16 protein-coding genes and 2 tRNA genes are annotated in these 18105 nt (G+C 70.4%); 6 read left to right on the top strand and 12 right to left on the bottom strand.

Annotated features, from left to right (window positions below):
• Positions 1-19 precede the first annotated feature (19 nt).
• Entirely contained in the window at positions 20-274 is a 255-nt protein-coding gene (crgA, locus tag AMK18_RS20665) for a cell division protein CrgA (RefSeq protein ID WP_018101913.1), read from the top strand.
• Between the two features lie 320 nt (positions 275-594).
• Here crgA and AMK18_RS20660 read toward each other — a convergent pair whose 3' ends face one another.
• Together AMK18_RS20660 and AMK18_RS20655 are read right to left on the bottom strand one after the other, a co-directional pair.
• Positions 595-1494 carry a rhomboid family intramembrane serine protease gene (locus AMK18_RS20660; protein WP_073863870.1) on the bottom strand — a complete coding sequence of 300 codons (900 nt, stop codon included), beginning with the start codon at positions 1492-1494 and terminating at the stop codon, positions 595-597.
• A 155-nt stretch (positions 1495-1649) separates the two neighbouring features.
• Entirely contained in the window at positions 1650-2177 is a 528-nt protein-coding gene (locus AMK18_RS20655; protein ID WP_018101911.1) for a peptidylprolyl isomerase, read from the bottom strand.
• Positions 2178-2513: 336 nt separating this feature from the next.
• On the opposite strand from AMK18_RS20655, the gene AMK18_RS20650 reads away from it, so the two are divergent.
• The gene (locus AMK18_RS20650) at positions 2514-3245 is read left to right on the top strand and encodes a DUF5324 family protein (RefSeq protein WP_018101910.1); all 732 of its coding nucleotides are present in this window, start codon (positions 2514-2516) and stop codon (positions 3243-3245) included.
• Between the two features lie 79 nt (positions 3246-3324).
• On the opposite strand, the gene AMK18_RS20645 is transcribed toward AMK18_RS20650, so the two are convergent.
• A tRNA-Ala gene (locus AMK18_RS20645) sits at positions 3325-3397 on the bottom strand.
• A 168-nt stretch (positions 3398-3565) separates the two neighbouring features.
• Here AMK18_RS20645 and AMK18_RS20640 point away from each other — a divergent pair.
• Complete coding sequence (locus AMK18_RS20640) at positions 3566-4114, top strand: helix-turn-helix domain-containing protein (protein WP_026171365.1); 549 nt, start codon at positions 3566-3568, stop codon at positions 4112-4114.
• Between the two features lie 58 nt (positions 4115-4172).
• Positions 4173-5495, top strand: a complete 1323-nt coding sequence (locus AMK18_RS20635; protein ID WP_073863869.1) for a serine/threonine protein kinase — start codon at positions 4173-4175, stop codon at positions 5493-5495.
• A gap of 22 nt (positions 5496-5517) precedes the next feature.
• Here AMK18_RS20635 and AMK18_RS20630 read toward each other — a convergent pair whose 3' ends face one another.
• The 3 genes from AMK18_RS20630 to AMK18_RS35275 form a co-directional block, all read right to left on the bottom strand.
• Positions 5518-6852: a hypothetical protein gene (locus AMK18_RS20630; protein ID WP_073863868.1), complete on the bottom strand. Its 1335-nt coding sequence runs from the start codon at positions 6850-6852 to the stop codon at positions 5518-5520.
• Between the two features lie 17 nt (positions 6853-6869).
• Entirely contained in the window at positions 6870-8831 is a 1962-nt protein-coding gene (locus AMK18_RS20625) for a vWA domain-containing protein (RefSeq protein WP_241836609.1), read from the bottom strand.
• Positions 8832-8981: 150 nt separating this feature from the next.
• Complete coding sequence (locus AMK18_RS35275; protein ID WP_003958712.1) at positions 8982-9116, bottom strand: DLW-39 family protein; 135 nt, start codon at positions 9114-9116, stop codon at positions 8982-8984.
• Positions 9117-9411: 295 nt separating this feature from the next.
• Between AMK18_RS35275 and AMK18_RS20615 the strand changes: the two genes are divergently transcribed.
• Both AMK18_RS20615 and AMK18_RS20610 read left to right on the top strand, forming a co-directional pair.
• The gene (locus tag AMK18_RS20615) at positions 9412-9795 is read left to right on the top strand and encodes a DUF6344 domain-containing protein (protein WP_018101905.1); all 384 of its coding nucleotides are present in this window, start codon (positions 9412-9414) and stop codon (positions 9793-9795) included.
• A gap of 172 nt (positions 9796-9967) precedes the next feature.
• On the top strand, positions 9968-10291 hold the full coding sequence (locus AMK18_RS20610) for an SCO4225 family membrane protein (RefSeq protein WP_026171364.1): 324 nt from the start codon (positions 9968-9970) through the stop codon (positions 10289-10291).
• 73 nt (positions 10292-10364) lie between these two features.
• Here AMK18_RS20610 and AMK18_RS20605 read toward each other — a convergent pair.
• The 6 genes from AMK18_RS20605 to recF all read right to left on the bottom strand — a co-directional run bounded on the left by AMK18_RS20605 (position 10365) and on the right by recF (position 18038).
• A tRNA-Ile gene (locus tag AMK18_RS20605) sits at positions 10365-10441 on the bottom strand.
• 76 nt (positions 10442-10517) lie between these two features.
• On the bottom strand, positions 10518-11117 hold the full coding sequence (locus tag AMK18_RS20600; protein WP_026171363.1) for a DUF3566 domain-containing protein: 600 nt from the start codon (positions 11115-11117) through the stop codon (positions 10518-10520).
• Positions 11118-11210: 93 nt separating this feature from the next.
• Positions 11211-13865, bottom strand: coding sequence for a DNA gyrase subunit A (gyrA, locus tag AMK18_RS20595; RefSeq protein ID WP_073863866.1), 2655 nt, complete (start codon positions 13863-13865; stop codon positions 11211-11213).
• A 46-nt stretch (positions 13866-13911) separates the two neighbouring features.
• A complete protein-coding gene (gyrB, locus tag AMK18_RS20590) occupies positions 13912-15993 on the bottom strand; it encodes a DNA topoisomerase (ATP-hydrolyzing) subunit B (RefSeq protein WP_018101901.1) in 2082 nt (693 codons plus the stop codon).
• 354 nt (positions 15994-16347) lie between these two features.
• Positions 16348-16911 (bottom strand): DUF721 domain-containing protein, encoded by a 564-nt coding sequence (locus AMK18_RS20585; protein WP_073863865.1) that lies wholly within the window; start codon positions 16909-16911, stop codon positions 16348-16350.
• A complete protein-coding gene (gene recF, locus AMK18_RS20580; protein WP_073863864.1) occupies positions 16908-18038 on the bottom strand; it encodes a DNA replication/repair protein RecF in 1131 nt (376 codons plus the stop codon). Before recF ends, AMK18_RS20585 begins: the two co-directional genes overlap by 4 nt.
• Positions 18039-18105 lie beyond the last annotated feature (67 nt).

Raw genomic sequence — 18105 nt, 5'->3', positions numbered from 1 at the left:
ATCGACAGGAGAGTTCCTCGTGCCGAAGTCACGGATCCGCAAGAAGGCCGACTTCACGCCGCCCCCGGCGAAGCAGGCGACCAACATAAAGCTGACCAGCCGTAGCTGGGTGGCGCCCGTGATGCTGGCGCTGTTCCTCATCGGGCTGGCCTGGATCGTCGTTTTCTATGTGACCGACGGCGATCTGCCGGTGAAGTCGCTGGGGAACTGGAACATCGTCGTCGGCTTCGGTTTCATCGCCGGCGGCTTCGGCGTCTCCACCCAGTGGAAGTAGCCCGCGCGACCGCGTAGAACCACACGCCGGCCCTGCTCCGCAACCCCTGCCCTGAGTTACCCACAGCGTTATCCACAGGTGGGGGAAAAGGTCAGACGATCTGTGGATAACTCTCAGGCCGTTGACGCCGGTGTGACTGCAGCCGCCCCCGCCCCGGGGCGGGACGCCCCTTGTCCCGACTGGAAAAACCCAGCTCAGGGACAAGGGGCACAGCTGTTCCCGCACTATGCACAAGATCCGGATCATGCTGTGGAACCCTGTGGACAACTCCGGTCACAAATGGTCCACAACTGTCCTGTGGAGACAGTCGGAGGCGCCCTCTAGGTCAGGGCTGCCGTTCTCGTCACCACGATCAGGACGACGGCCACGAGCACCAGGGCGCAGGTCCCGAACTGCACCAGATCCCGCCGCTCACGCGGGGCGTGCACCATGCCGATCCCGATCAGCACTCCGGCGATCAGGCCCCCGACATGCGCCTGCCAGGCGATCCCGCCCCAGGGGTTGAAGGTGATGATCAGGTTAAGCACGAAGATCGCGATGACCGGCCGCATGTCGTAGTTCAGCCGGCGCATCAGTACGGCGGTGGCGCCCAGCAGACCGTAGATGGCGCCCGAGGCTCCCAGCGACGGCTGGTTCGGCTCCGCGAGCCAGTACGTCAGGGCGCCGCCCGCCAGCCCGGAGAGCAGATAGAGCGCGAGGAAGCGGACGCGGCCCAGCTTCGCCTCCAACGGTCCGCCCAGCCACCACAGCCCCAGCATGTTGAAGGCGATGTGCCACACCTCCTGGTGCAGGAACATCGACGTCACCAGCCGGTACCACTGCCCCTCCGCGATGCCCTCGGGCGGCCCGCCGTAGTAGAAGTTGGCGCGGCCGAGCAGCATCAGGCGGTCGACCAGCGATTCGTCGGCCAGGACCGCGACGAACACCGCGAGGTTGATCCCCATCAGGATCTTGGTGACCAGCCGGGGGTCCACCGCGACGACGCCTCCGGCCAGCGTGCGCGGGCGGGCGGCCGAGGCGCTGTGCCCCGTACCGGATCCCCGGCGGACGCAGTCCGGGCACTGGAAGCCGACCGACGCGTCGACCATGCAGTCCGGACAGATGGGCCGGTCGCAGCGGACGCACCGGACCGCCGTCTCCCGGTCCGGGTGCCGGTAGCAGTGGGCCGGCCCCTCGACGGGCGGGGGTGTTCCGGCCGCGCCCGGCGGCTGCTGGTCCATCGGTCCCATGGCTTCCCGGTCCCCTCGGTCCTCGTCGTCGCACGGATGCGGACGACACCGCCCCGCGCATCCGTTCTGCCATGAGATACGGACGGGCGGGGCGGTTGGTTCCCGAACGTGAAATCGGAGAGTGAGCGGACGGACGCGCTGGGCGATCAGCGCTTCTCCACGCTCACCGACTCGATGACGACGTCCTGCACCGGCCGGTCGGTACGCGCGTTGGTCGCGGTGCCCGCGATGGCGTCCACCACCTGCTGGCTCTTCGCGTCCGCCACCTCGCCGAAGATCGTGTGCTTGTTGGTCAGCCAGGCCGTCGGCGAGACCGTGATGAAGAACTGCGAGCCGTTGGTGCCGGGTCCGGAGTTGGCCATGGCGAGTAGATACGGCTTGGTGAAGGCGAGGTCGGGGTGGAACTCGTCCGCGAACTTGTACCCGGGGCCACCCGTGCCGTTCCCCAGCGGGTCACCGCCCTGAATCATGAAACCGCTGATCACGCGGTGGAAGACGGTGCCGTCGTACAGCCGGGCCCGGGTCGGCTGCCCCGTGGCCGGGTCGGTCCACTCGCGCTCCCCCTCGGCGAGCTCGACGAAGTTCTTGACCGTCTTCGGAGCGTGGTTCGGCAGGAGCCGGATCTCGATGTCGCCCTGATTGGTCTTCAAGGTGGCGTAAAGCTGCTCGGCCACGATCTGCCTTCCGTGAGTCTGCACGTGTGCTCTGCGCGTCTGCGCTGCGCGCCGGACCGCACCGCTGACGGGGCCGGACCGACGCTCCGATCCTTGCACGGGCCGCCCCCGCGGCGTCCGAGGCGGGAGCCGGTCGCCTCCGCGCCGCCGCGGCACAATCGATGCGGCCAAGTGCGTGACGAACCGGCGCGATACCGGATGAACCATGGCATGGTCGTCGGGAGGTACCGAATGACCCGGATGCCCGCCCCACATGCCGCACAGGGCCCACGCAGGCATGATCTCGAATTGGGTGGAAAGGCGGAGTACCTACCCGCCACCAAGGAGGAGGATCCCGTGACCCGCATCGACAGCGTGCGTGCCGCAACCGACTCGGCGAGGGACAGCGTGCAGCACGCCGCGGAAGTGGTGGCGCCCTACGCCGACTCGGCCAAGGACCAGGCCGTTCACTATGCGCACGAGGCCCGCACGCTGCTCGCACCGAAGGTGTCGAAGGCAGCCAAGCAGGCCCGTGTGCAGTACGGCGCGCACGTCGCCCCGCGTATCGAGCTCGCCCGCACGCACGTACCCCCCAAGGTCGACGAGGCCGCCCAGCGCGCCGCGCTCCGCACCCGTCAGGCCGCCCGCAGCGCCGCGGACTACACCGTCCCGCGCATCGAGAGCGCCCGGGCCGCCGCCCAGCCGGTGGCGGAGGAAGCCGCCGCCCGCAGCGCCGCCGCGGTGGCCGCACTGCGCGGCCAGGTCACGGCCAAGCAGATCCGCAAGCTGGCCCGGAAGCACGAGCGGCGGGCCAGGGCGGGCAAGGCGTTCAAGGGCCTGGCCGTGACCGGCATCCTCGCGGCCGCCGGCTACGCGGTGTGGCGCTGGTGGGACAAGCAGGCCAACCCCGAGTGGCTGGTGGAGCCGCCCGCCCCCACCGAGGTGGACGACCGCGCCCCGCTGTCCTCCGTCGACGGCAGCCCGCACACCTCGACCCTCCTGGACCCCGAGGTCGAGGCCAAGCAGGCCGACGCCGAGGCGGCCGGCGAGGACGGCCCGGAGGGCACGGGCCTGGACGACCGCGCCTGACCCGCGCACACCGCGCGACAGCCCGCGCAAAGAAACCCCCTGATCCGCGTTTCCGCAGATCAGGGGGTTTCTCGGGGTGTGGAGCCTAGGAGATTCGAACTCCTGACATCTGCCTTGCAAAGGCAGCGCTCTACCAACTGAGCTAAGGCCCCGACAGCACGCAGCCCGAACACCTCGATGTTCCGGCCACCGCCGCAGAACAGAGTACCGGCTCACCCCGGTGATCCTGCAAAAATTCGGGGACTCCCCGTGCGCGACCACGCTCCGTAAGATGCTGGTCGAGGTTCGCAGCAGCGAAGCCGATGCGAAGGGGAGACGCAATGGATGCAGCGCAGCAAGAGGCGACGGCCAGAGCCAGAGACCTCCAGCGCAGTTGGTACGGGGAGCCGTTGGGGGCGCTCTTCCGCCGGCTGATCGACGACCTCGGCCTCAACCAGGCCCGCCTCGCCGCGGCACTCGGACTGTCCGCTCCCATGCTCTCCCAGCTCATGAGCGGTCAGCGCGCGAAGATCGGCAACCCGGCTGTCGTCCAGCGCGTCCAGGCCCTTCAGGAGCTGGCCGGACAGGTCGCCGACGGCAGCGTCAGCGCCGCCGAGGCCACGGCCCGGATGGAGGAGATCAAGAAGTCCCAGGGCGGCTCGGTCCTCTCCGGCACCGGCCAGACCACATCGACCGGCGGAGCACCCACCGTCCGCCGGGTGGTCCGGGAGATCCAGTCGCTGCTGCGGTCGGTCTCGGCCGCCGGTGACATCATCGATGCGGCGGACTCCCTCGCCCCGACGCACCCGGAACTGGCAGAGTTCCTCCGGGTGTACGGAGCGGGGCGCACCGCGGAAGCGGTGGCGCACTACGAGAGCCACCAGAGCTAGGCCCCGCACGGTACGGGGGCACGGGCCGGAAACACGAACGGGGAGCGGGCGCAGCGCCATGGGTGAGGTCTTCGCCGGACGGTACGAACTGGTCGATCCGATCGGACGCGGTGGGGTCGGTGCCGTGTGGCGCGCCTGGGACCACCGGCGCCGCCGCTATGTGGCGGCCAAGGTGCTCCAGCAGAGCGACGCGCACACATTGCTCCGCTTCGTCCGTGAACAGGCGCTGCGCATCGAGCACCCCCATGTGCTGGCGCCGGCCAGCTGGGCCGCCGACGACGACCAGGTCCTCTTCACCATGGACCTCGTCAGCGGCGGCTCGCTGGCCCATGTCATCGGCGACTACGGCCCGTTGCCCCCTCGTTTCGTCTGCACCCTGCTCGACCAGCTGCTGGCCGGTCTCTCGACGGTGCACGCCGAGGGCGTGGTGCACCGGGACATCAAACCGGCCAACATCCTCATGGAGGCCACCGGCCGGGGCCGCCCGCATCTGCGGCTGTCGGACTTCGGCATCTCCATGCGCAAGGGCGAGCCGCGCCTCACCGAGACGAACTACGTGGTGGGGACGCTCGGTTACTTCGCGCCCGAGCAGATGATGGGCGCCGAGCCGGACTTCCCGGCGGACCTCTTCGCGGTCGGCCTGGTCGCCCTCTATCTGCTCCAGGGCACCAAGCCCGACTCGCAGGAGCTCATCGAACACTTCGCGGAGCACGGCACGCCCAGTGCCCCTGACGGCGTCCCGGAGCCGTTGTGGCAGGTCATCGCGGGGCTCCTGCAGCCGGACCCGCAGGACCGTTTCCGTACGGCCACGGGCGCGCGCAAGGCCCTGAACGCCGCCGTCGAGATGCTTCCCGAGCCCTCGGACGCCGAGGAGCCGGTGGAGGTCTTCGACCAGATCGGCCCGCTTCCCGAGGGATTCGGCCCCGACGGCCCCCTGCGGTCCGACGGCCCGGCGGCAGCACAGTCACCCGGTCCTCAGACAAGCGGTCAGCCGACCGCGCCTCCGTCGCCCCAGCAAGCCCCGGCGCCCGCTCCCATGTCCGAGACGGGCAGCTTCCACCTCCCGCCCCCCGGGCCGGCCGTTCCCTCGCACCACGCCCCGCAAACCGCCGCACCCGCGGCCCCGTACGGCTATCCGCAGCCGGCCGCCTACACCGCCCCCGACGCAGCGCCCGTGCACGCGCCGGCCCCCGGTCCGCAGGATCGCTCCTTCACCCACCCCTACACGGCCCCCCAGCAAGGGGCAGCTCCCTTCCAGGCACAGGCACCGGCGTCCGCCCCCGGAACGCGTCCGGGACCGTCCCCGAAGGTGGCGGTCCCGGTCCTGCTGGTGGCGCTGGTCTGCTTCGCCGTGGGCATCTGGGCGCTGACCCAGTCCTGAGTACGGGGCCTGCCGCCCGCGCCTACCAGGCCTGAGGCGGCCCTCCGTACGGGTACTGCCCGCCCGTGGGCGCGGCCGGTGCGGCAGCCGCACGGTGTCGCGCGATCAGGGTCCACGCCCCCAGCCAGAGCACCAGCACGGTGCCGGCGCCGATTCCGGCCGCCGCGACCAGCTTCATCGTGGAGCGCTCGCTCCTGGCCTCGGCGGCCTGCGCGCCGCTCTGCCCTTCCCGCGCCGCGTCCTTGTCGCCCTGGGTCACGGAGAAGATCCCGGCATCGCCCTTGTACGGCGACTTCCCCGCCTCGCCCTTCACACTGATCTTGAGGGTCAGCGCGATCGGCTTCTGCCCGTACGGCTTCGCGACGTCCGGGCTCAGCGTGACGGAGAGGTAGTACCAGCCCGCGAACCGCATCCCGCCGACATCGTCACTGGAGTCGTACCTGTTCCGGTACGCCACCGGGGGCAGCGGGTCGAAGGGAACGGAGACCGGCTTTCCCGAATAGGACGTGGGCGACACCTCGGTGACGTGCCCCAGTGCCGGGTTCTCCAGCGACACCGCCAGCGCACTGCTGACGTACGCGCTCTTCTCGGAGGGGCTGTTGCTCAGCTCGGTCGTGGCGAAGAGCTGCTGGCCCCAGTCCACCGGCACCCGGTAGAAGAGGGTCTGCCCGGGCTCGATCCGGTCCTTCCACTCGCCGGTCTCCAGGCTCGTGGCGTCGTAGTAACCGGCGCCTCCTCGGCGGGTGTTGTCCGTGGCGGCGGCGGGCGGCTGCGGTGAGGCGGACGCCCAGGACGTCGGAGCGGTGGTCGGCGCGGAGGAGGCGTTCGCGAGCTCCGGCTCGGAGGCGTAACGCAGCTCCAGGTCCCACTCCCCCTGGTCCGAGGTCTCCTTGGTCTCCCGCTCGATCAGCGCGTAGTACGTACCGGCGTCCTGGCAGGTGCCGTCCTTGTCGATCCGCCGGGAGGCATAGGCGGCGATGGGGCGCGGGTACTGCGCGCTCCCGAACACGGCGTCCTGCGAACTGCACTCGTCGTCCGAGCTGTCCCGGATGCTGACCGTGATCCCGTCCCCGTACGACACCTTGCCGCCGCCCTTCGGCACGACGACGGCGGAGACGTAGGCGTTCGTCTTCGCGTCCAGGTCCAGCCGGTAGTACAGCTTCTGGCCGCTCCGGATCGCGCTCTTGTAGACCCCGCCCGGCTTCAGCTTCGTCGCCTCGGCACTGATGTCGGCGCCGACCGCCGACTCGGCGCCCGGATCGAAGGTGTACGAGCCGGGGGCACCGGCCGCGTACGCCTGTCCCGGCAGCGCCGCCACCGCGAACACCGCCGCCACCGCCGCGAGCGCCCCCCGCATCCTGCTGCGCCGCCTCATCACGCGCTTCCCCTCGTCATCCGTACGGCTGCCCTCCGGCGGCCGCGTACATATACGAACACGGCCAGAACCGCGGCCATGGCGGCAGCCCCCGCGCCCGCGGCCGCAACGACCGCCCATCCTGCCCCTCCCGCACCGCCACTGTCTGCGGCGGCGGCCGAATCGCCCTGCTTGTCCGACCCCGCGCCCTCGGCGCCGCCGGTCTTCCCGCCCGCCGGTCCCGTAACCGCCGGGGCGTCGCGTCCCGGCCCGGAGCGTTCCTCGCCCAGCACCGCCACGCGCAGCACCACACCGATCTCCGGGTTCTCCGCGATCTCCGCGGCCCGCGCGCCCAGCGTCACCGAGATGTAGAAGTCGCCCCCGACGCGCACCGGCTGGACGTAGGACCGGCTCTCGTAGCGGTTGGTCCAGGCGACCGGGACCCCGCCCATCCGGACCGCCGCGGGGCTGCCGTCGTACAGCGTGCTCCCGTGGAACTCACCGCCCCCGTCGAGCGGGAACCGGGCCGGGGTGTAGAGCCGGGTCGCGCCGTACGAGTACGTGGAGTGGGCCCGGTCCACCGTGGGCTCGTTCGCGAACTCGACGGTGTAGGACACCTGCTGGCCCCAGCCCGCCGGGACCTTGTACCAGAGGGTCTGCGAGGGCAGGACGCGGTCACGCCACACGCCGGGGCCGAGCTCCCGCGCGTCGTTGAAGCCGGTGCCGCCCCGCACATCGCGCGGGTCGCCCGTCGGCAGCGCGACGGTCGCGTCGCCCTCGCCGAACTCCGTCTCCGACTGGGCGGGCGTCACCCCCTCCGCCAGCGGCGCCTCGGCCCCGTACACCAGCTCAAGGGGCCAACGGGCCGCGTCCGAGCCCTTCTTGCTCGTCCGCTCCACCACGAGCCGGTAGCGGCCCGCACGGTCGCAGACGCGGCCGCCGTCCGGCGAGGGGACCCGGGCGACGGCGGCCGTCAGCGGCACCGCGCCCTCCCGCTGCGAGAAGCGCTCGGTGTCCGTCGCGCAGTACCCGTGTCCGGTGTGCTCGATCCTGGTGGTCAGGGCGTCGAACGTGTCCACCGCCGCCCCCGGCTGCGGGACCGCTGTCGCGGCGAGGTCCGCCGTGGAGGCGGCGTCGAAGTCGACCGCGTAGTACCGCTTCTCGCCCGGCCCGATGGTGTCCAGGTACTGCCCGGGGGTCAGTACGGGTGCCCGGTCGGCCGTGGCCGCGCCGGTCACCCGGCGCCCCTTCAGCCGGTAGCCGTCCGCCGAGAGCCGTGCGGCGCGCTGGAGTTGGCGGGCCAGCGCGTCGGCGTCCGGTGCGTCGTAGTAACGGCCGTTGCCCGCGCGCGCGATGCACTCCAGCTGTTCGCGGGCGGGGCCCTTCACCTGGAAGCCGACGGTGTCGATGCGCAGCCCGGGCTCTTCCCCGCCGAGCCGCTCGGCAACCTCGCAGGGCGCCGGTGCACCGCAGTTGTCCTCGCCGTCCGAGACCAGCAGGATCGAGCGCGTGCCGATGGCGCCGTCCGCCGGTTCGGGCAGGTCCTCGGCCGCCTTGCGGAGCGAGAGGCCGATGGGGGTGTCGCCCCGGGGCCGCACCGCCTCGACCGCCCGCTTGAGACCGCCCCGGTCCAGCGCGCGCACCGGCTGGACGAGGCGGGTGTCCGTACAGCCGTGCGGCCGGTCGGCGCCGTAGACCCGCAGCCCGGTCGGGAAGCCCTCCGGAAGGCCGTCCACCACCGTGGAGACGGCCGCGCGGGCGCTCTCCATCCGGGTGCGGCCGGTGCCGTCGTCGTCCCCCATGGAGCCGGACGAGTCGAGCACCATCACCAGGCTGCCGTTGCCGCCGGACCGCGCGGCCGCCGGTGCCCCGTGGGCGGACGTTGCCGCCGGGGCGGGTAGCGCGCCCGCCACCAGGGCGAACAGTGCCCCACCGATCAGAATCCCCGCCCGCGCACCGCCGCGGTGATGGCCAGTCCTCACCCGTGCCCCCTCGACCGAACAGCTAATGTCTTTGCTCACGCAAGCTATTGATTTGCTTGCGCGAACTCAAGAGCACGGCTGTCACGGTCCCGCAACAGCACGAAGCCCCGGCCGCGTCAGCGACCGGGGCTCGTACCAGGCTGTTCCGTCTCAGACACCCGAACCCGCGGGCACGGAGTCGGTCGCCTCCGTCCACAGATCCTGCTCGGCGCGATCCGCCTGGATCTGGCGGTACACGAGGAGCCCGCCGATGGCGGCCAGTGCGACCAGGAGAAGCTTCTTCACCGCGCGACCTCGTCCTTCGTTGGCGTAGGGGACTTCTGCCGCCCGACTATACACACCGGCCGATATCGACCGGTGACCTCCCCGCAACCCAATTGGCGCCTGCCGGCGTGCGGCCGGAACCCCTCTGTGCGTCCCCCTCGGAAGCCCTCACGGAAGGCCGGAGCGGGCCGGTTGAACCATACGAGTGGTGTTCATCTGAAGATCGGCGCATGCGCGGCGTCGGTCCACGAAATCGCGGGCCGGATCCACATCATCGGAAAGGTAAGCAAACCGGACCACCCGAAAGTGAGGGGCCATGAGCACCGTCTCGGCCAAGAACATCTGGACCGCCCTCGTCACCGCGTTCTTCGCACTCCTCGCGGCCCTGGGCCTCGCGAGCTCCACGGCCACCGCCGCGCAGGCGCCGGCCACGAACACGAACACGGAGCCGGCGGCCACGGCCCACGAGCACACGCCCGCCGACCGCGCAACAGCGACCGGACCTTCGGTGCGATGGACCCTTCCGCGTGACCGGGCGCTGCCGCCCACGATGAAGCAGCGCATCCGCGCCGAGGCACACGGCTCCTCACCCGCCACCCGGCATCTGTCCGCAGACACGAAGAACACCGTGAACACCACGGGCTCCGCCCGCAGCTCGCACGGCACCCTGGCGCAGGACGCCTCGCTCCTCCCACCGTGACAGCGCCGCAGCACCTGACCCCCTGAGCCCCCGGGCCGGTTCACACCGGACGGGGGCTTTCCCGTGCGCCCAGGCTTTCCCGCATGCCGGATGAGTAGGTGTACTCACGCCCGGAGCACGGTCCGCCGCGAGCATGGAGGACACCAAGCACCGCTACTCCGGGGGGAATCCCATGCACGCTCGCGCCCTGTTCCGCCTGACCTTCGCCAACCGCGTCTCCGCCGTGTACCTGGGGATCGTCGGCGCCTCCATCGTGTTCGAGGCGGCCGTCGCGACCTTCGGGGACCCCGGCCTCGTCGGGGTCTGGCCGTTCCTGCTCACCGCCCCGGCATCCCTGCTGTTCGCCATGGTGGGTGCGGAGGCCGGCGGCCCGGCCGACGTCTCGTACTGGTTCCTGGCCGGCGGGATCGTCCTCAGCGCCCTGGTCCAGGCGTTCGTCCTGGGCGCCGTGACGGAGACGCTGCGCGGCCGCCTGCGGCGTACGGCCACGAGATAGCGCAACCTGATCGCGTGATCGCCTCGGACAACGCCGAAGGCCCCCCACCGTTTCCGGTGGGGGGCCTTCGTACTGGTGGGGCTAACAGGATTTGAACCTGTGGCCTCATCCTTATCAGGGATGCGCTCTAACCAACTGAGCTATAGCCCCGCCGCGCTTTTCCGTCGCGCTGACTTCTGAAGATTAGCGCACGTCGGGGCCAGTCCCAAAATCGATACCCGGAGGGCTACTCGTCCTCCGCCAGCGTGAGCTCGACACCGCCCACGAAGCCCGCCGACAGGTTGTAGATGAAGGCGCCCAGCGTCGCCAGCGCGGTGGCCAGGACCACGTCGATCACCGCGATGACCGAGGTGAAGATCAGGACCCTGGGCAGCGACAGGAACGCCTGGAGGTCGAAGCCGTTGCCCTCGTTGGAGCCGGTCGCCTCGCTGATGGTGCCGCCCACGGTGGAGAAGACACCCATCGCGTCCATCACCATCCACAGGACCGCCGACGCCATCACCGTGCAGATGCCGAGCGCGATGGACAGCAGGAAGCTGACCTTCATCACCGACCACGGATCGGCCTTGGACACGCGCAGGCGCGCCTTGCGGGTACGCGGAGTGGTCCGCGCCCCCGTCCGGGGCTTGCGGGCCGTCTGGGACGGCCCCACGCCCTGCGGAGCACCGTAGGGCCGCCCACCGCCCTGGGTCCCGCCCGGAGGCGAGGGGTAGGCCTGCGGCGGGTGGTACGGGCCCGCCTGGCCCGGTGCGGGTTCCCGCTCGCCGGGCAGGGGCCCGGTCGCGTAACCCTCGTACTGGGGCTGAGGGCCCCGCGTATCCGTCACAGTGCCCCCTTGGGAGTCCGTGGCGGGGCCACGGGCACCGTTACCTCCGGCTCCGGAAGCGGCCGAACCGGCGCCCGTGGCTCCACTCACGCTCTACTCCTCGTGCTCCCCGGTCGAGGACGACGTGTCCTCGACATTGCTGTCGACCGTGCTGCCGGCGGCCTCGTCGGCCGTGGTCGCCTCGGTCGTCCCGCCTTCGGCGTCGCTGTCGACGGGTCCGTCGACCTCATCGGCCTCGCGGCCCGCCTCGGCGTTGCGGGCGATGCCGACGACGGCATCCCGCTTGCCCAGATTGATCAGTTGGACGCCCATGGTGTCACGGCCCGTCTCCCTGACTTCGTTGACTCGCGTACGAATCACACCACCGCCGAGCGTGATGGCGAGGATCTCGTCCGTCTCCTCCACCACCAGCGCGCCGACCAGCGAGCCCCGGTCCTCCACGATCTTGGCGGCCTTGATGCCGAGGCCACCGCGACCCTGGACGCGGTACTCGTCGACCGCGGTCCGCTTCGCGTACCCGCCGTCGGTGGCAGTGAACACGAAAGTACCGGGCCTGACGACATTCATCGAGAGCAGTTCGTCTCCCTCGCGGAAACTCATGCCCTTGACGCCCGAGGTGGCGCGGCCCATCGGCCGCAGCGCCTCGTCCGTAGCGGTGAACCTGATCGACTGGGCCTTCTTGCTGATGAGCAGCAGATCGTCATCGGCCGAGACCAGCTCCGCACCGATCAGCTCGTCGTCGGCGCCGTCCGCGGTCTCCCGCAGGTTGATGGCGATGACGCCGCCGGAGCGGGGCGAGTCGTAGTCCTTCAGCGCGGTCTTCTTCACCAGGCCGCCCTGGGTGGCCAGGATCAGGTAGGGCGCCGCGTCGTAGTCGCGGATCGCCAGGATCTGCGCGATCTGCTCGTCCGGCTGGAAGGCCAGCAGGTTCGCCACGTGCTGGCCGCGCGCGTCCCGGCCGGCGTCCGGCAGCTCGTACGCCTTGGCCCGGTAGACCCGGCCCTTGTTGGTGAAGAACAGCAGCCAGTGGTGCGTCGTGGACACGAAGAAGTGGTCGACGATGTCGTCTTCCCTCAGCTTCGTGCCGCGCACGCCCTTGCCGCCGCGCTTCTGCGAGCGGTAGTCGTCCGTCTTGGTGCGCTTCACATAGCCGCCGCGGGAGATCGTGACGACGATGTCCTCCTCGGCGATCAGGTCCTCGATGGACATGTCGCCCTCGAAGGGCACCAGCTTGGAACGCCGGTCGTCGCCGAACTTGTCGACGATCGCCGCCAGCTCCTCGCTGACGATCTGCCGCTGCCGCGCCGGCGAGGCCAGGATCGCGTTGTACTCGTTGATCTTCGCCTGGAGCTCGTCGTGCTCGGCGGTGATCTTCTGGTGCTCCAGCGCGGCCAGCCGGCGCAGCTGCATCTCCAGGATCGCGTTCGCCTGGAGCTCGTCGATCTCCAGCAGGCCCATCAGGCCCTCACGCGCGATCTCGACGGTCTGGCTGCGCCGGATGAGGGCGATGACCTCGTCGATGGCGTTCAGGGCCTTCAGCAGGCCGCGCAGGATGTGCGCGCGCTCCTCGGCCTTGCGCAGCCGGAACTTCGTACGCCGGACGATGACCTCGATCTGGTGCGTCACCCAGTGGCGGATGAACGCGTCGATCGACAGGGTGCGCGGCACCCCGTCCACCAGCGCCAGCATGTTGGCGCCGAAGTTGCTCTGCAGATCGGTGTGCTTGTACAGGTTGTTCAGGACGACCTTGGCGACCGCGTCCCGCTTCAGCACGACGACCAGGCGCTGGCCGGTACGCGAGGAGGTCTCGTCGCGCACGTCGGCGATGCCGCCGACCTTGCCGTCCTTCACCAGGTCGGCGATCTTCTGCGCGAGGTTGTCGGGGTTGGTCTGGTACGGAAGCTCCGTGACGACCAGGCACTGGCGGTTCTGGATCTCCTCGACCGCCACGACCGCGCGCATCGTGATCGAGCCACGGCCCGTGCGGTACGCCTCCTCGATGCCCTTGCGGCCGACGACCAGTGCGCCGGTCGGGAAGTCCGGGCCCTTGATCCGCTCGATCAGGGCGTCCAGCAGCTCCTCCTGGGAGGCCTCCGGATTCTCCAGGTACCACTGGGCGCCGGACGCGACCTCGCGCAGGTTGTGCGGCGGGATGTTGGTCGCCATGCCGACCGCGATGCCCGCGGAGCCGTTGACCAGCAGGTTCGGGAAGCGCGCCGGGAGGACCGTCGGCTCCTGGTTGCGGCCGTCGTAGTTGTCCTGGAAGTCGACGGTCTCCTCGTCGATGTCCCGGACCATCTCCATGGACAGCGGCATCATCTTGCACTCGGTGTACCGCATGGCGGCGGCCGGGTCGTTGCCCGGGGAACCGAAGTTGCCGTTGGAGTCCACCAGCGGCATGCGCATCGACCACGGCTGGGCCAGGCGGACCAGGGCGTCGTAGATCGAGGAGTCGCCGTGCGGGTGGTACGTACCCATGACGTCACCGACGACACGGGCGCACTTGTAGAAGCCCTTCTCGGGCCGGTAGCCGCCGTCGTACATCGCGTACAGCACCCGGCGGTGGACGGGCTTGAGGCCGTCCCGCACGTCGGGCAGCGCACGCGAGACGATGACGGACATCGCGTAGTCGAGGTAGGAGCGCTGCATCTCCGTCTCGAGCCCGACGGGCTCGACACGCATGCCCACGCCCTCGACGGGCGGAACCTCTTCGGGCGTCACGGGTGCGGGGGTGTTCTCGTCGGCCATTGCTGGTCAAAGTCCTTTCGCGCTACGGCTTGCTTGTACGGCCGACTCAGATGTCGAGGAAGCGGACGTCCTTGGCGTTGCGCTGGATGAACGAGCGCCGCGCCTCGACGTCCTCGCCCATGAGCACCGAGAACAGGTCGTCGGCCTGCGCCGCGTCGTCCAGCGTGACCTGGCCGAGCACCCGGTGGTCGACGTCCATCGTGGTGACGCGCAGCTCCTCGGCGTTCATCTCGCCGAGACCCTTGAAGCGCTGGATCGAGTCTTCCTTGATCCGCTTGCCGTTCTGCTTGCCGAGCGCGACCAGGGCGTCCCGCTCGCGGTCCGAGTACGCGTACTCGGAGTCGTCACGGCCCCACTTGATCTTGTACAGCGGGGGGCGCGACAGGTAGACGTGGCCGGCCTCGACCAGCGGACGCATGAAGCGGAACAGGAAGGTCAGCAGCAGGGTGTTGATGTGCTGGCCGTCGACGTCGGCGTCCGCCATCAGGATGATCTTGTGATAGCGGAGCTTCTCGATGTCGAAGTCCTCGTGGACCCCGGTGCCGAACGCCGAGATCAGCGCCTGGACCTCGGTGTTCTGGAGGATCTTGTCGACCCGGGCCTTCTCGACGTTCAGGATCTTGCCGCGGATCGGCAGGATCGCCTGGTACATCGGGTTGCGGCCGGACTTGGCCGAGCCGCCTGCGGAGTCACCCTCCACGATGAAGATCTCGCACTTGGTGGGGTCGTTCGACTGGCAGTCGCTGAGCTTGCCGGGAAGCGACGCGCTCTCCAGCAGCCCCTTGCGCCGGGTCAGGTCGCGCGCCTTGCGGGCCGCCACACGGGCGGTCGAGGCGGCGATGCCCTTGCGGATGATGTCGGCCGCCTCGTTGGGATTGCGGTCGAACCAGTCCGTCAGCTGCTCGTGGACGACCTTCTGCACGAAGGTCTTGGCCTCCGTGTTGCCCAGCTTGGTCTTCGTCTGGCCCTCGAACTGCGGCTCGCCCAGCTTCACCGAGATGATCGCGGTCAGACCCTCGCGGACGTCCTCGCCGGTGAGGTTGTCGTCCTTCTCGCGCAGCAGCTTCTTGTCGCGGGCGTAGCGGTTGACCAGCGAGGTCAGCGCGGCGCGGAAGCCTTCCTCGTGCGTACCGCCCTCATGCGTGTGGATCGCGTTGGCGAAGGAGTACACACCCTCGCTGTACTGCGTGTTCCACTGCATGGCGATCTCGACCGACAGCAGCCGGTCCTTGTCCTCCGCCGCGATGTCGATCACCGACTCGTGGATGACGTCGCCCTTGCGGGAGTTGAGGTACTTGACGAAGTCGACGATGCCGTTCTCGTAGTGGTACGTGACCGAGCGGGCCACTTCCTCCTCGGGAACCTCCACGGCCTCGGCGCTGTCCGCACCGGCCGTCGCCTTCGCCGACTCGCGTTCGTCGGTCAGCTTGAGGGTGAGGCCCTTGTTGAGGAAGGCCATCTCCTGGAAGCGGCGCGAGAGCGTCTCGAAGGAGTACTCGGTCGTCTCGAAGATGTCGCCGTCGGCCCAGAAGGTGACGCTGGTGCCCGTCTCGTCGGTCTCCTCGTTACGCGCCAGCGGGGCGGTCGGGACACCGAACTTGTAGTCCTGGGTCCAGCGGTACCCGTCGGTCTTCACCTCGACGGCGACCCGCGTGGACAGGGCGTTGACCACGGAGACACCGACACCGTGCAGACCACCGGAGACGGCGTAACCGCCGCCGCCGAACTTGCCGCCCGCGTGCAGGACGGTGAGGACGACCTCGACGGCCGGCTTGCCCTCGGACGGCACGATGCCGACCGGGATGCCACGGCCGTTGTCGACCACGCGCACCCCGCCGTCAGCGAGGATCGTGACGTCGATGGAGTCCGCGTGCCCGGCCATGGCCTCGTCGACCGAGTTGTCCACGACCTCCTGCACGAGGTGGTGGAGACCGCGCTCACCGGTCGAGCCGATGTACATGCCAGGTCGCTTGCGGACCGCGTCCAGACCCTCCAGCACGGTGATCGCGCTGGCGTCGTACGAGGGCTGCGCCTCGGCCGGGGCGGCAGCGGCGTCGCCCTGGGTGGACGGAATGTTCTCGTTGGGGTTGCCGGAATCGGCCACGAAGCGCCCTTTCTGGCACAGCACAGGCCGTTCTCCGGGCAGGCGGGAGCGGCTGCGTCGTTCGGCTTGTATCGACGAATCCCGCAAGACACGGGATTGTTCATCAGTCTACCGGTAGCGCCGACCCGAATGGGGGTTTGCGGGTACCTGAGTACGCATGTGCCGCCCTGAATGAGCGGCTGACGACTCCCCATATCCGGGACGGGGCCTCAAGGGGCTCACGCAGGCGTTGAGCGCTTCGGCCTGTCAGCCTCCCGCTACGGTGAGGGACGCCCGCTCACCACCACCTGGTTTCACGTGAAACGTCATCGGATTCCCGGGCAGCCGGAGCGCGGCACACAGTCGGCTACGGGCACGAAAAGCGCAGGTCGCGGCGGGTCAGCCGTAGGTGTCGCCCGGGCCCGTGCTGCCCGGGGCGCGCAGCGGGCCGAACCGGTGCTGCGGGCCGCCGGGACCCAGCACCTTGATCATCCGCACCGTGCCGTTGCCCAGGTCCGCGTTGAGCCGGGCCACCAGCTGGGGAGCCAGCAGCCGCAGCTGCGTCGCCCAGGCCGTCGAATCGCACTGCACCGTCAGGACGCGCTGGTCCGGCTCCTCGTCGTACCGCACGGGCACACAGTGCAGCGCGAGGTCGTCGCCGACGATCTGCGGCCAGCGGCCCATCACCCCGCCGACCGCCGCCGGGGTCTCCCAGCCGCGCTCGGTGATCAGCCGGTTGATCGCGGCGCCCAGCGGCAGCGGATCGCGGCCGTCCCGCCGCGCCCCGGAGCGCAGCCCGCCGCCGCGCCTGGCCTGCTTCTTCTGCTGCGCCGCCTCGCCGCGCGCCCGCGCCTGCTCCTTGGCCGCGCGCAGGGCGACCCGGGCCAGGTCCACACCGGACGGCTCCGCGGGCTTCCCCCCGTCCTCGCCGCCGGGGATCTTCCCCGCACCGTCGCCGCTCATACCCGCTCCACCTCGCCGGCGGACACCGCGTACCGCGTCCCCGCGAGCGCCCCCGGCACGTCGTCGTCCACCGCCGCGGTGACCAGCACCTGCTCGGCGGGCGCCACCAGCTCCGCCAGCCGCTCCCTGCGGCGGGCGTCCAGCTCGGCGAACACGTCGTCCAGCACCAGCACCGGTTCGTTGCCCTCGCCGCGCAGCAGCTCGTACGAGGCGAGGCGCAGCGCCAGCGCGTACGACCAGGACTCCCCGTGGCTCGCGTACCCCTTGGCGGGCATCCCGCGCAGCCCGAGCACCAGGTCGTCGCGGTGCGGGCCGACCAGCGTCACTCCGCGCTCGATCTCCTGCTTGCGGACCCCGGCCAGGGCCTCGATGAGCTGTCCGTACAGCTCCTCACGCGTGCGCGCGGGGCCGGCCTCGCCGCCGACGGAGCTGCGGTAGTCCAGCGCCACCGGGCCGCCGCCCGGCGCCACGTCCCCGTACGCCTTGTCCGCCAGCGGCTGGAGCGTGGCGATCAGGTCCAGGCGCTGGGCCAGCAGCTCCGCGCCCACCCCGGCCAGATGCTGGTCCCACACGTCGAGCGTCGACAGGTCCAGGGAGCGCCCGCCGTGCCTGCGGGCCATCGCGGCGGACTTCAGCAGCGTGTTCCGCTGCTTGAGCACGCGCTCGTAATCGGAGCGCACCCCGGCCATCCGCGGCGACCGCGCGGTGATCAGCTCGTCCAGGAACCGCCGGCGCTCGCCGGGGTCGCCCTTGATCAGGGCCAGGTCCTCGGGAGCGAACAGCACCGTCCGCACGATGCCGAGCACGTCACGGGGTCTGACCTGCGACGATCTGTTGATCCGGGCGCGGTTCGCCCGGCCCGGGTTGAGCTCCAGCTCGACCAGCTGCGAGCGTTCGCCCTGGGTGACGGCCGCCCTGATCACCGCGCGCTCGGCGCCCATGCGGACGAGCGGGGCGTCGGAGGAGACGCGGTGGCTGCCGAGCGTGGCGAGATAGCCCACGGCCTCCACCAGATTCGTCTTGCCCTGGCCGTTGGCCCCCACGAACGCGGTGACGCCCGGGTCGAGGGACACCTCGGCCCGGGCGTACGAACGGAAGTCGGCCAGCGACAGATGCGTGACGTGCATGTGGTGCGCCGACCTTCCCGGCTTCCTGCTCCGTGCTCCGTCGGCGGGAGGGGCGGTCGGCCCCTCC

The organism is Streptomyces sp. CB01249, assembly GCF_001905735.1.
Taxonomy (GTDB): domain Bacteria; phylum Actinomycetota; class Actinomycetes; order Streptomycetales; family Streptomycetaceae; genus Streptomyces.
The sequence above is the reverse complement of the archived record's forward strand: the minus strand, read 5'-3'. Positions and strand labels throughout refer to the sequence as shown.